Below are 14,473 nucleotides of genomic sequence, written 5' to 3' on the forward strand. Positions count from 1 at the left end.
GTTATAACGACAGACAGACCCCCATCTATAGTAATTTCAGCCCCGAAACTCAAGCATAAGTTGCAAAAAACCTGTAAAAAAAATCACCACACTGTGAACAAAACCAGCAAACAATATTACACCTTACGATACTGAATGATAAATCCCCACATTATCTTTGGTGAAATTTCGGGCTAGAAGACAAACAAACATCGCTCAAATTGCACTCCAAGTGTTAAATAATGGTCAATAATAAGACTGAAAGATGAAATCTTAATTAAATCTTCACAACCAATAATCATTACTTATTTTGATCATTTCGCGACACATTGATAACCTACCATAGCTCGATATGGCAAAACTTAATTCTAAATTACCACCATAAGTGCGGTTGTATCATCTATCTATTAATGGAATATCACACATGGAAACAATATGAAAAGCAGTCAAAAAACATACAACACACAAATCAAGTACGCTAATTTAACAAAAATTCAAAATACAAACGTACTTTTTCAAAGGGTTTAGACTTCATTTTGCATCAGATCACATCTATAGACATTTTCTATCGTGAGCATGAAATCTATCCGCTAGAGTAGCAGCAAATCAATGCTAGCACTCTTTAACTGGCCATTTTGGTCATCAAAATTATTAAAAAATAATCCCTTGGGGCGAAAATACACCGCTCAAAGGAATAATCATTATTTACAGGCTCGAACTTACAAGGTTAGAAGTATGAACAAACAGACTGTAAAACTACCGTCGCTGACTCAGGTCTTTATCGCTCTCGGTATTTTTCTTGCGCTGGCTTTCTCTTTTACTGCGAAACTCGATTTACCTATCCAGTTAGCGCTTTACATCGGCTGGTTCGTGATCATGGCTCTGGGCATTAAGCTTGGCCATGATTATAAGTCGTTAGAAACAGCAGCAACCAAAGGCATCGCTAACGGCTTGGGGGCCGTGCTCATTTTGCTGGCGGTGGGTGCGCTTGTCGGTACTTGGATTGCAGGTGGTATTGTTCCAACCATCATTTATTACGGCCTAAAAGCCATCCACCCTTCCATCTTCCTGTTGGCAACAATGTTGATCTGTTCAATGACTGCATTGGCAACCGGTACTTCTTGGGGTGCGGCAGGTACTGCCGGTATTGCGATGATGGGTATTGGCCAAGGCTTGGGGATCCCTGCTCCAATGACAGCTGGTGCAGTGCTGTCCGGCTGTTACTTTGGTGACAAGTTGTCACCACTATCAGACTCGGTAATTCTGGCTTCATCGATGTCTAATGTTGAAGTTGTCGAGCATATCAAAGGTATGCTGCCAATTGCTCTTATCAGCTACATAATTACCGGTATCCTCTTTACCGGTGTTGGCATCCACTACGCCGGCAATGTCGATATGTCTCAGGTTGAGTCTGTTATCATCGCGATGGAGCAGCAGTTCGTGATCTCGCCATTCTCATTCGTACCTGTGATCATAGTTCTTGCTCTACTGGCTTTACGTCTGCCTTCTTTCCCAGTTATTTCTCTTGGTTCACTGCTGGGCATCATCTGGGCAGTAATGATTCAGGATATGGACCCACTGGTTGCATTTAACACTGCTTGGGCACCGTTCTCTATCGACTCTGGGGTCGACTTCATCGATGCAATCCTTAATCGTGGCGGTATGTCATCGATGCTGGGCTCGGTAGCAGTCATCATCTTCGGTCTTGGCTTCGGTGGCCTGCTGGACAAAGTTGGCGTATTGCAGACCATTGCTAAGATATTCGAGAAACGTGTTAACTCGGCGGGCAGCCTGTCTGTATCGACGATTGCCACCGCCTTCCTGGGTAACGTCTTCGGTTCAGCGATGTATGTATCACTGATCCTAACGCCAAAAATTTGTGCCAAGAACTATGACCGCCTCGGTTACCAGCGTAAGAACCTCTCTCGAAATGCAGAGTTCGGCGGTACCCTAACATCAGGTATGGTCCCTTGGAGTGATAACGGTATCTACATGGCAAGTATTCTGGGTGTAGCCACCTTCTCCTATGCACCGTTCATGTGGTTGAGCTTTGTGTGCATTATCGTCACTATTGTCTCGTCGTATATGGGTTGGTTCGTTGATCGCTGCCCTCCAACAGTAACCACCGACGAAGCTGAAGAAGATAGCCCGTTACAAGCGACTCAGAGTCCACAACAAACAGCTTAAATTTCTTCTATATAAAATTGTAAGGGCGCCATAGCGGCGCCTTTTTTGCACCTAGTCAAGAATATAGTTGTAAACAAATATTAATTGAACTTATACTAACCAACCAGCAACAACACGCAGAATTATCATTCCTATCCTGCCCAAAAAACACTTATCACACACTAAAAACACACCATGGAAATGATTAATTAATAATAAAAAAACAATCAATCATGATTAAAAACATCCACTATGAATGTTATGTTTTGTGAATAGGATATTAATGTAGATCACGATCACAAATACCAGCCATTAGCCCTATCGGGTTAGCATTCAGTAGCACATATTGACCCCCGTCAATTATTTCCCCGATAAATCATGGACAATGACCTCGTTTCTTATTTTGAGGACTCTGTAACAGCTCAATTTGCAGTGAAAACCTGTGAAGAATTGTTACAGATTCCTTATTTTGGCCAATCGGCCTTTTTGATTCCTAAGAGGTTACATATGAGCAATCCAGCAGAGAAAAACCAAAAGGTAACGATAGGTGCATACATTGCCCTAGCGTTCGCTTTTGTGTTCTTTTCAGGTTTACTACAAACCAACGAGTGGTACGGTGTTTTTGATTTCAATACCCTGAACGGTTCTTTCGGTACCATGGCGAACACTGTCACGACAGCTGCTGACGGTGCTGTAGAAGTGACAAAAACAACTATGCGCGGTACTGGCGGTAGCGGTGCACGTGACGGCTTCCTTTTTGCCCTAACGCTTGTACCTACTGTTATGTTCGCACTGGGCATGATCAACGTTCTTGAGCACTACGGTGCTCTAGACGCTGCTCGTAAGCTACTGACTCCACTACTACGTCCACTTGTTGGCCTACCTGGTGATACTGGTCTGGCGCTTATCGCTTCTCTACAGAATACTGACTCAGGCGCTTCTATGACACGCCAGCTTCAGGAAGCAGGCCACATCAACCAGCGCGAAACCGATGTGTTCGCGATGTTCCAGTTCTCTGCCGGTGCCACCATTGTTAACTTCTTCTCTTCTGGCGCGGTATTGTTCACCCTAACCTACGCTGACGGTAGCAATGCAGTTACCTCTTCAATTGGTCTGGCTGTTGTCATCATGTTCGTGATGAAAATTGTAGGCGCGAACATCTTCCGCCTATACCTGAAAGCCACTGATAAGAAAAACAACGTTTCTACTGAGAAGGAGACCGCATAATGTCTCAAGCAACTAAAAAACCAATGGTTACTGATATCTTCGTAGAAGGCGCGAAGAAAGGCTGGGCTATCTCAACAAGCTCTACGATTCCAAACGTACTGATGGCATTCGTGATCATCAAAGTACTTTCTCTTACTGGTGCACTTGACGCTATGGGCGTTTTGTTCTCACCTATCATGGGTGTCTTCGGCCTGCCAGGTGAAGCCGCAGCGGTATTGATCGGTGCGTGGATGTCGATGGGTGGTGCGGTTGGTGTGGTAATCACTCTGTTTGACAGTGGTATCCTTGACGGTAACCACATCGCAATCCTTGCCCCTGCTATCTACCTAATGGGCTCTCAGGTTCAGTACCTTGGCCGTATCCTCGGTGTTATCGGCACAGAAGGCCGCCACATCCCTGTGATGGTTGCAATTTCGGTCCTGAATGCATTCGTTGCCATGTTCGTAATGAACATCCTTGTGTAAATATCTTTAAGGGGGCTTTGCCCCCTTTTTCCTGTCGCTATTCATACCCCTTATAGGGTTTCTCTCAGGAGCTAATATGAGTTTCTCACTGCAAGATTACTTGGAAGAACTACGCCCGCTAATCGATGTCGACTGCGGTACGCTAACCAAAGAAGGCATTGAAGTTATTGCCAACCAGATGGAACAAAAATACGTTGATCTGGGCTGGAATGTGAAGCGTGTAGATTGCGGTATTGCCGGAACCGGCCTTGAAGTTCGCAATAAGCCTGACGCTGAACACATTGACGTGATGCTTATTGGCCACATGGACACCGTTTTCCCTGTTGGCACAGTGGCAGCTCGCCCAATGACATTTGATGACAAACGCGCTTACGGTCCAGGCGTATCTGACATGAAATCTGGCCTGCTGAACGTTGTTTACACCTTACGCGGCATGGATCAGGAAACACTAGATAAACTGTCTATCTGTGTATGCATGAACCCAGACGAAGAAATTGGTTCGCTACACTCAGAAAAATGGCTAAAGAGCGTTGCCGTTAATGCTAAAAATGTATTGGTGGCAGAAGCTGCCCGTGCTGACGGTTCTTTGGTTAAAGCTCGTAAGGGTATGGCTCGCTACCGCCTGACATTTGCAGGTAAAGCTGCACACGCAGGTAACGAACCGCAAAATGGCCGCAGTGCAATCACTGAGATGGCAAACTGGATTCTGGCGATCAACAACCTAACTAACTTTGAGTCAGGTACTACCCTGAACGTGGGTGTGGTTAAAGGTGGTGCCGGTGCCAACATCGTTCCTGATCATGCAGAAGCCGTGGTTGATGTACGTTTCTGGGACAACGACGAATACGCCGATGCCGACGCGAAAATTCGTGCAATGGCTGAAACACCATTTGTTGACGGTGTTGCTATTACTATCGACCGTGAAGCTCACAAACCATCAATGGTTCCTTCTGAAAAGACTGAATCTCTGATGGCCTTGGTTGAAGAAGCGGGCCAAGAAGTAGGCATCAACATCACATGGCAAGAAGTCGGTGGCGGCTCAGATGCAAACCTAACTGCAGTGCTAGGTATTCCAACACTGGATGGCCTTGGCCCTGCCGGTGCTGGTTTCCACAGTGCTGATGAATACCTTGAGCTTGAAACTATCGAGCCGCGTATCCAGCTACTGAAAAAAGTACTGACCAAAATCGCTGGCTAATTAACAATAGATTAGCTCGAATCGAGAAAAGGGCGCAGAAGCGCCCTTTTTTGTGCCTATCCGGTGACTCCTTAGCTATCCCTGTCAGCGCGCCCGACCCTTTTCATTCGCTCGGTATGCCGCTAGATATTTTTTTCGCACTTTATCCAAATGTGCCTGAGCCCTCAGGGATATACTCATATCCAATCCATAATAGTTAACTGACTATATATAGGCTACATAGATACAAAACACTGTTCAATAGTGCGGGGGCAATCCATACATTCCGATACAATCCATAAACCTACCTCTCATAAGTAGTATTTTATATGGTGGTTACTGGCAGAAATGATCTCGATCAATGACGTTGCTTCGCTTTCCTCGTATGCTCGCACCATAAGTTGCAAAACAAATACACCTTTAAGGAATGCAATAATGTCGAACTTAGCAATGTTTTGTCATCAGTGCTCGATGGCCCAAACTGGCGGCTGTGGTAGCACAGGAAAAACCCAAGGCACTTGTGGTAAAGACGAAAACCTTTCGCGCCTACAAGATATTATGATTTTCGGCCTGAAAGGCCTTTCTGCTTACCGTACTCACGCCGATGATCTAGGTGCAGATACTAAATCTGTTGATGACGTAATTGCCGAAACCCTATATTTCACGCTAACTAACGTTAACTTCAGCTTTGACCAGCACATTGCCCAATTGATGAAAATTGGTGGTGCCGGTAGCGAGATGATGTCTCGCTTGGGTGAGGCCCACCATGGCCGCTTAGGGATCCCTACTCCTGTATGCGTGCCACAAAACAAAGCTGAAGGTAAAGGTATCCTAGTTACCGGTCACGACCTTGAACTGCTTGAGCGCCTGCTTATTGCGACCGAAGGTAAAGGTATCAATATCTATACCCACTCAGAGATGCTACCTGCACACGGCTATCCTGAACTACGCAAATACAGCCACCTAAAAGGTAACGTTGGTAAAGCGTGGTTCGACCAAAAGCAGCTATTCCAAAAGTGGAACGGTACCATTATCGTGACCACTAACTGTATTGTTCCACCAACAGGCCGTGCAGATTATGCCGACCGTCTATACAGCTACGGTATTGTCGGCATCGATAACTGCCGCCAGCTTGAAGACGACTTTGGCCCACTGATCGAGCAAACATTGAGCCTACCGGATATCGAAGGCTTCAACAGTGAAGACACCCTGATGACCGGCCACAACTACAAGACGATTCTTGGTTTGGCACCGCAGATCCTAGAAGCGGTTAACGAAGGCAAGATCAAGCAGTTCTTCGTCGTAGCAGGTTGTGATAAACCAGGCAAACCGAACGATTACTTCCGTGAGTTGGCTCTGTCTATCCCTGACGATTGCATCATCCTGACGTCTTCATGCGGTAAATTCCGTTTCAACGACCATGACTTCGGTACGGTTCCGGGCACGGAGATCCCACGCTACCTTGACCTTGGCCAATGTAATGACAGCTACGGTGCGGTAATGATCGCATTGGCACTGAGCGATGCGATGGGTGTTGCCGTTAACGATCTGCCGGTGAACATCGTTCTGTCTTGGATGGAGCAAAAAGCGGTGCTTATCCTACTGGCACTGTTCAACTTGGGTATCCAGAATATTTACCTGGGTCCAAACCCACCAGAGTTCGTCAACGAAGATATCTTTGCCTTCCTACAGCAGCAGTTCAACCTGCAGCTAACGGGCAATGCCAAAGATGATTTGGCCCGCATGCTAAACCCTCAACCGCAGCTAGATGTGGTTGAAGTGTAAATCGCAGTAATGCCCTCGGGCCGGCCCTCTGCTACCCACTAGGGGTCGGCCCACCCTATTTAAAAAATCAAAAAACGCAGCAACCTGTTTGCCTGTGTCGATTACCTGTACCTGTTAGCCCGATGGAGCTACTCATGTCTACTCATCAAAAAAACCAATCGCAGTTTGTTACCATGGACGGCAATGAAGCCGCCGCGTCTATTGCTTACCGCTGCAATGAAGTGATCGGTATTTACCCTATCACTCCATCTTCTCCGATGTCGGAAGCCTGCGAGACATGGGAATCCCAACAGAAAGAAAATATCTGGGGCCAAGTTCCTCGTGTTATCGAGATGCAATCAGAAGGTGGCGCTGTCGGTGCGGTTCACGGCGCCCTGATGGCCGGCGCGATGTCGACGACCTTTACCTCTTCACAGGGGTTACTGCTTAAAATCCCCAACATGTACAAAATTGCCGGGGAGCTTACCCCGTTTGTCATGCATGTTGCCGCCCGTACCCTTGCCACCCATGCATTATCGATTTTCGGTGATCACTCAGATGTTATGGCTGTACGCCAAACAGGTTTTGCCATGCTGGCAGCTGGTAGTGTCCAGCAAGCCCATGACTTTGCTCTTATTAGCCAAGCGGCAACATTAGAAAGCCGAGTACCCTTCGTGCACTTCTTCGATGGTTTCCGTACCTCGCATGAAATCAATAAAATCAAACTGATTGATGATACGACACTGCACACCATGGTGGACAACGAGCAGGTCAATGCCTTCCGAGAACGCGGGTTGACCCCAGATGCACCGAGCATTCGTGGTACTGCGCAAAACCCAGACACCTTCTTCCAAGCCCGTGAAGCATCAAACCTGTTTTATCAGGCGTGTCCTGATATTGTCGCTAACAAAATGGCACAATTTGCCGAGTTGACTGGCCGCGAATACCGCCCGTTTGACTACTACGGCCACCCGCAGGCCAATAGCGTTATAGTGGTGATGGGTTCAGCCTCTTCGACGGTAAAACAAGCCGTTGACCACCAGCTGGCCCTGGGCCAAAAAGTCGGCGTAATCACCGTACACCTATACCGTCCGTTCTCTTTAGCGCATTTGATAGAAGTGCTACCTACTTCGGTCACAAATATTGCCGTACTTGATCGCACCAAAGAGCCAGGCGCCGTAGGTGAACCGCTGTACTTGGATGTCATGGCAGCCTTGCAGCAAGCCGTAGCCAACCAGCAGTACCCGCAAATGCCAGCAATTGTGGGCGGCCGTTATGGGCTTTCTTCCAAGGAGTTTACCCCATCCCATGCCGCGGGTATTTTCAATACCATGCGTGAACAGCAACTCAAGCATTCATTTACCGTAGGGATCGTTGACGATATCACCCATTTGTCACTGCCGCAGCCAGCCTCTATCGATGTAGAGCCCGCAAGCCGTTTACGTGCATTGTTCTATGGTATTGGTGCCGACGGTACGGTCAGCGCCAATAAAAACACCATCAAGATCCTCGGTGAAAATACTCCTCTTCACACCCAGGGGTACTTTGTCTATGATTCAAAAAAATCAGGTGGCATCACTACCTCGCACTTGCGAATCGATCCTCAGCCGGTTGAAGCCCCATACCTGATTGAACAAGCAGACTTTATTGCCTGCCACCAATTCCAGTTCATCAACAAATTGGAAATGTTCGAAAAAGCCGCGCCTAAAGCTACCCTGCTTCTCAATAGCCCGCATGATGCCGATACGATTTGGCAGCATCTGCCGTGTGAAGTCCAACAGGTCATCATCAGCCGTCAACTAAAACTGTATGTCATCGATGCGGTAAAACTGGCCCGCAAACTTGGGCTGAAAAACCGCATTAATACCATCATGCAGGCAGGATTTTTTGCACTTAGCAACCTGATGCCACTTGAAGATACACTCGGGCAATTAAAAACCGCCATTGAGAAAAGCTACAGCAAACGCGGACCAGCCATTGTCGAGGCTAACCATGCTGCGGTTGATGCAGCCGTCGAACACCTCCAGGCTGTCGCAATTCCAGATGAAGTCACCAGCATCTTCCGTCGTCCGCCGGTAGTGAGCGAAAATGCACCAGAGCTCGTCAAACGTGTCAGCGCGATGATGATGGCCGATAAGGGTGATCAACTACCGGTCAGCGCCTTCCCGGTCGATGGGGCATGGCCAACCGCAACAACCCAATGGGAAAAACGCAACATTGCCCAGGAAGTACCTGTTTGGGAGGAAGACCTCTGTACCCAGTGTAATATCTGTACCTTAGTGTGCCCGCATGCCGCGATCAGGGCCAAGACTATTGCACCGGGTGAGCTTGTCGATGCGCCTGACGGCTTCAAGCATACCGACTACAAACAGCGGGACTTCAAAGGCCAAGCATACACCTTGCAGGTGTCGCCGATGGATTGTACCGGTTGTAACCTGTGTACCACGGCATGTCCGGCCAGTGACAAAGATAATTCGGCCCGCAAGGCCATCAATATGGTACCGAAGCAGCAAGTCATTGAGCAGCAAAGCACCAATTACGATTACTTCCTGCAACTGCCGGAAGTCGAGCGTATCGATATCAAACGTATCGATGCCCGTACCAGCCAGCTTCTCCAGCCGCTATTTGAATACTCTGGCGCCTGCTCGGGCTGTGGCGAGACATCCTATGTCAAACTACTCACTCAATTGTTCGGTGACCGATTATTGATCGCCAATGCGACCGGTTGTTCATCGATTTATGGCGGTAACCTGCCGACCACACCTTATGCGGTTAACAGTGATGGTCGAGGTCCAGCTTGGGCCAACTCGTTGTTTGAAGACAATGCTGAGTTCGGCTTGGGGATGCGCTTGGCATTAGACAGCAAACGCCACCATGCTCTGTCATTGCTCGACACGGCCTGCGATATTATTCCTGCAGATTTGATTGAACAGATCCGCGAGGACGCTTTCGACAGCAGCGAAGCAGCCGTCGTCCGCCAGCGCGACAACCTCACTCGCCTACGTGCAGCGCTACCTTATTCGCTTCGCCAGCTAGATGCTTGTGCAGATGATTTGGTTGCCAAAAGCAATTGGATTGTAGGGGGGGACGGTTGGGCCTATGACATTGGTTATGGTGGCCTTGATCATGTCCTTGCCGGAGGTGACAACGTCAACGTTCTGGTAATGGATACCCAAGGCTACTCCAATACCGGTGGCCAACAATCCAAAGCCACACCGACCGGTGCCGTTGCCAAGTTCGCAACCCAGGGCAAAACCAGCCAAGGCAAAGATTTGGCGCTTAATATGATGATGCATGGCAACATCTATATCGCCAAAATCGCGCTGGGTGCCAATATGAACCAGACCATCAAAGCCCTCCAGGAAGCTGAAGCCTACCCGGGGCCATCCTTGGTGATCGCCTACTCGCCTTGCATCACCCATGGTTTTGACATGGCCGAAGGCGTTGAACATCAGCAGCTATTGGTCGACTCCGGTCTGTGGCCATTATTCCGCTTCGATCCGCGCCGGATTGCCAAAGGCCGCGCAGCACTGCAAATGGACTCGAAGCCAGCGAAAAAGGACATCGAAGAGCTGATCGGCCGTGAAGCGCGCTTCACCCAGATCAAACGAAAAGATCCGGAGCGCTACGAACAGAACCTCAGCCGCCTTCGTCAGCAGGTAAGCCATAAACATCAGCTACTTGAACAGCTAGCTCAATGGAAACCGACGCAAGACACAAGCAAATAACCAACAAAATTATCATAAAGATCACAAAGCGGCTGGCTAAACCGTGTAAAAGACTAAAGCCAGCCTGCCCCAAAAGTTAGGAGAAAATCATAATGGCTAACATCGGTATTTTTTTCGGTAGCGACACCGGCAACACTGAAAAAGTCGCAGAGAAAATCGCAGCGAAACTGGCATTGGAACCACAAGATATCGCAGGCAACAGCAGTGACATCTTTGATGACTATGACCTACTGATCCTTGGTACGCCAACCGCTAACTACGGTGAAATGCAGCCGGATTGGGATTATTTTGTACCTGAAATGGAAGATGCTGATCTTAAGGGTAAAAAAGTCGCACTATTTGGCCTTGGTGATCAGGTTGATTACCCTGACAGCTACCTTGATGCCATGGGCGAACTGGCAGAAATGGTTGAAGAAGCCGGTGGTGAATTGATTGGCGAATGGCCGACTGATGGCTATGAATTTAATGATTCCCGAGCCGTAAAAGACGGGAAATTTGTCGGTCTGGCACTGGATGAAGACCGCCAGCCAGAGCTTACCGATGATCGCATCGCAACCTGGCTTACAACTTTAGGCCTGTAAGACAACAGACAAAGTAAGCTGTAATAACAAGGGCTGCGCAATGCAGCCCTTTTTTAATCCTATCTTTCAGCGTCTTAGTCAATAGCGAGCAAAAGAGGTTATGTCAACGTAAGCTACTGCTGTAAAGAAGATGAAGAAGTATCAACCGGCTCGCCACGACGCAAGCAGTCAAACTTGAATTTTAGTATTTGAAATGGACGCCGCCATACCAGTTTAGGCATAGCCCAACGCGACACATGGTTGAAGTGTAAGCGTTTTGCTGGTTGATAGCAGTTGCTCTTACACTGGTTACAGTTAGGCTTTTCATTGCCAAGGCGACATTTTTGTACGCGGTGTTCGACATATTCAATTAACCCTTCGCATTCAGGGCACATGATGGCACCACGGTGCAGCGTTTTGCAGTAAAGGCGAATCATCGCCTTTGCGGTATCCAACTCACGCTGCTGTCGAGCTGGACCAGAAGTTTGAACGATCATAGTGGCGCTATTATCCACTGCAGCGGCGGTATTTATATGATCTCGATCAATTCAGACTGGCGAACCAAACAATCACCAGTCTAAAGCGAACTTAACTAGCACAATAACCTGTTCGTCAGCATTTCGCCCGACTTCTAAGCGCGGATCGTCGTTTTAGCAAGATAAGCCTCAGCTGTGACAATCGTCAGGTTCAATACTCGTTCTATTTCTCGGCATTCATCAACAGATACCGACTCATTATATTTGAATTTCGCCTCTGCCTCCCCACAGCACGCACGTAACGGTGCTGCGCTAAGGTTTGCCGCAACGCCCTTCAATGCATGGACAATATTCAATGCATGATCTTGCTGTCCCGGCTCTGACACTGCCGCAACCAACACCTGCCCCTTACCAACGTTATCCTCAATGAAGATCTCCAGTAACATACACACTGTCTCCTCGTCACCGTCCATCGCTTCACGCAGTGCATTGACATCTAGCCAACCACCTGACTCTGCACCATTATCAGAACTCTCTTCCTGAACCTGTTCTAGTATGGAGCCGCTACCTGATGCAACGACATCGACTGTCTCTTCTTTAATAAGCCTTGAGACTATACTTAACTGATCATGCTGGGATTTCTCTTGGCTGGCAGCTTCTGTGACAGATATATTTTGAGTGGATAGATGTTGAGAGGACGCCCCTTGGGTGAGTACTTCTTTGCGGCTTCCCTGTAGCGATTTAATGTTGGCACTTTCATCGAGAAAAGATTGGATTTCCAATGCGGCTGGCGTAAAGACCATCTTCAGCAACTCACACAAGTTTTCCAGCTTTTCACTATCAGCCTGAGTTTTGGCTTCGCGCTCAACCTTCTCAGCTAACGCATTTATCTGCTCAACCCCTAAGCTGGCTGAAACCCCTTTCAAGCGATGGGATAGCATCTGAACTTGGTCCACGTCGCCGGTTTTTAGTGCCATGACGATTTTATGGCCATCATCAAAATGCTCATCGACAAATACCTCCAATAGCATGGTAACCATGTCACGGTCACCATCCATGGTATCAAGCAGGTAGTCACTGTCGAAAACGGATAAAGACTCTACATCAGCAGAGAGACTCAATGTCTCAAAATTACGGCTGACACTGGTCTCAACCATAGATTCGTTATTAGGTTCTCTGCGCTCGTCTCCTCTAGGCTTTAGCAGCAAACTATAACCAATACCCAGTGCGGCAACCAACGCCATGATCGAAAATACAATGAGTGAGTAGCCAATGACGCCTAACATCCTGCTCCCAAGATACAAACTTGGTAGTGCGGCAACAATCAGTGCAATGCCAACAAAGCTGTTCGTTGAACGATTAGATGGCTTGGAGGAAGTAGCACCTTTGCTGGAATCCTTTGTCATGGTCACTCCTGTCCATTCTTACCAAAGGCAACAAAATCACCTCAATATTGGTATGTGAAAACAATCATCAAGGCATGGAAACCCATACAGAAACTGTAGGCAAAAAAAGTAGAGAGGTACAACCAAAATCAGGCGCTGATTAAAAGATAAGTAAAAATGGCAGTAAAAAGTACGAACAGCGAGGAGAGCTGTTCGTACTACAAGGGATTAGTTGTCGCTATTTAGCCGACGCAACAACTGATCCTTAAGGTTTGGCGGGGTCCCCTTCAAGGTCAGCGTATCTGTTTCAGCATCATAGAAGATACGCTCACCAAGCAACATGCCATCAAAATTGATGGTTACGCCACCACCGGAACCCACGAATTTGGTCAGTTTACGCATCGCCGTTCTATCAGCAGGGAAGCTTTCCTCCAGCTCATAACCTTGCTGTGAAGTGAACTGGTAAAAATCGGTGCCATCATCAGACTCAGGTAATTCAGCGGCCAGTTCCTTGACCGTCACTTCATCGCCTGACTGCAGCTGACCGTTGCAGTAGTCATAAACCTGTTTGCGGTACTCCTGCTTCTCTTCTTTATCCATGCGCGAATCGGCGCAGAAATCTTCCACCGCCTGCATCAAGACCTGATTTTGCTCTTTAACATCCAGACCTACTTCGGCCTGCAGGAAATCGAGGAAAAAGTCTGCAATCTTACGGCCAACACGCCCTTTGATGTAAGTCAGGTAACGATTCGAGTCCGCGTCGGTTTCCCACGATGACAAATCAATGCGGGCTACGATGTCCATTTTAGATACATCAAGATAATCAGTCGCACTAATATCCAGTTGCTCTGTCACCTTCATGCTGTGGCAGGTCGGTAGCAAGCCGATAAAGAGGTAATCTGTCGCTAAAGATTGGTATTCCGCAATGACTAAGGTGCCAGACTCTGCAAACGGATATTTCACCAATTCAGCCTGAAGTCGCTGGGCTGATTGGTTAGAAAATGTAAGAAAGTCCAACTCGCCGCGACGAGACTGTTTCAGCCAATGGCCAAATTCGCTATCTTCAGAGAAGTGACCAAAACCTTTTGCTCCCTTGCTGCTGTATACTCGATGTAGCTCGGATACCAGCTCCTCAGTCGAGGAATTGTTTTCAAGGGATTGTTTTCTAAGATGAATTTCCAATTCATCGTTTTCATTCTTGACTAATTGATGAAGAATGACGTTGGAAAGTGTGAGGCTCATAATGGAAAAATTTCAGTTAATCTAAAGTGTAGGTTATTATAAGTCGCTTTCCTTAACATTAAACAAGATTAAACAAGACTTCCTATGCCAATTACTTCAAAATACACCAATAAAAAAGTTGAACAAATCATTGATGATATGTTCGATGTATTAGAGAAGCATGATGCTTCTGCAGAACTCGCTCTGATGATCGTGGGCAACATTGCGACTAACATCATCAATGCCGATGTTCCTGCATCGCAAAGGAAAGCAATTGCAGACAAATTTGCGCACGCTCTACAGTCTTCAATCAAAGAAGACTAATC

11 protein-coding genes are annotated in these 14,473 nt (G+C 47.4%); 8 read left to right on the forward strand and 3 right to left on the reverse strand.

Annotation, left to right across the window (positions count from 1 at the left end):
- Positions 1–588: 588 nt before the first annotated feature.
- From nhaC to fldA, 7 genes are all read left to right on the forward strand, one after another.
- Positions 589–2,166 carry a Na+/H+ antiporter NhaC gene (gene nhaC / locus ACVA58_RS02035; protein WP_446508788.1) on the forward strand — a complete coding sequence of 526 codons (1,578 nt, stop codon included), beginning with the start codon at positions 589–591 and terminating at the stop codon, positions 2,164–2,166.
- 486 nt (positions 2,167–2,652) lie between these two features.
- Positions 2,653–3,372, forward strand: coding sequence for a nucleoside recognition domain-containing protein (locus ACVA58_RS02040; protein WP_446508789.1), 720 nt, complete (start codon positions 2,653–2,655; stop codon positions 3,370–3,372).
- Positions 3,372–3,836: a YjiG family protein gene (locus ACVA58_RS02045; protein ID WP_044622888.1), complete on the forward strand. Its 465-nt coding sequence runs from the start codon at positions 3,372–3,374 to the stop codon at positions 3,834–3,836. Before ACVA58_RS02040 ends, ACVA58_RS02045 begins: the two co-directional genes overlap by 1 nt.
- 76 nt (positions 3,837–3,912) lie before the next feature.
- On the forward strand, positions 3,913–5,034 hold the full coding sequence (locus ACVA58_RS02050) for a M20 family metallopeptidase (protein WP_446508790.1): 1,122 nt from the start codon (positions 3,913–3,915) through the stop codon (positions 5,032–5,034).
- A 414-nt stretch (positions 5,035–5,448) separates the two neighbouring features.
- Entirely contained in the window at positions 5,449–6,798 is a 1,350-nt protein-coding gene (gene hcp / locus ACVA58_RS02055; RefSeq protein ID WP_446508791.1) for a hydroxylamine reductase, read from the forward strand.
- Positions 6,799–6,932: 134 nt separating this feature from the next.
- Positions 6,933–10,505, forward strand: coding sequence for a pyruvate:ferredoxin (flavodoxin) oxidoreductase (gene nifJ / locus ACVA58_RS02060; RefSeq protein ID WP_446508792.1), 3,573 nt, complete (start codon positions 6,933–6,935; stop codon positions 10,503–10,505).
- Positions 10,506–10,597: 92 nt separating this feature from the next.
- Positions 10,598–11,086 carry a flavodoxin FldA gene (gene fldA / locus ACVA58_RS02065; protein ID WP_446508793.1) on the forward strand — a complete coding sequence of 163 codons (489 nt, stop codon included), beginning with the start codon at positions 10,598–10,600 and terminating at the stop codon, positions 11,084–11,086.
- Between the two features lie 113 nt (positions 11,087–11,199).
- Here fldA and ACVA58_RS02070 read toward each other — a convergent pair whose 3' ends face one another.
- From ACVA58_RS02070 to yejK, 3 genes are all read right to left on the reverse strand, one after another.
- Positions 11,200–11,562: a nitrous oxide-stimulated promoter family protein gene (locus ACVA58_RS02070; RefSeq protein ID WP_446508794.1), complete on the reverse strand. Its 363-nt coding sequence runs from the start codon at positions 11,560–11,562 to the stop codon at positions 11,200–11,202.
- A gap of 134 nt (positions 11,563–11,696) precedes the next feature.
- Positions 11,697–12,947: an Hpt domain-containing protein gene (locus ACVA58_RS02075; protein ID WP_446508795.1), complete on the reverse strand. Its 1,251-nt coding sequence runs from the start codon at positions 12,945–12,947 to the stop codon at positions 11,697–11,699.
- A gap of 207 nt (positions 12,948–13,154) precedes the next feature.
- Positions 13,155–14,168 carry a nucleoid-associated protein YejK gene (gene yejK / locus ACVA58_RS02080; protein ID WP_446508796.1) on the reverse strand — a complete coding sequence of 338 codons (1,014 nt, stop codon included), beginning with the start codon at positions 14,166–14,168 and terminating at the stop codon, positions 13,155–13,157.
- Between the two features lie 84 nt (positions 14,169–14,252).
- Here yejK and ACVA58_RS02085 point away from each other — a divergent pair, with 84 nt between their 5' ends.
- Positions 14,253–14,471: a DUF1414 domain-containing protein gene (locus ACVA58_RS02085; protein ID WP_446508797.1), complete on the forward strand. Its 219-nt coding sequence runs from the start codon at positions 14,253–14,255 to the stop codon at positions 14,469–14,471.
- Positions 14,472–14,473: the final 2 nt, after the last annotated feature.

Source organism: Photobacterium sp. DNB22_13_2 (assembly GCF_052873915.1).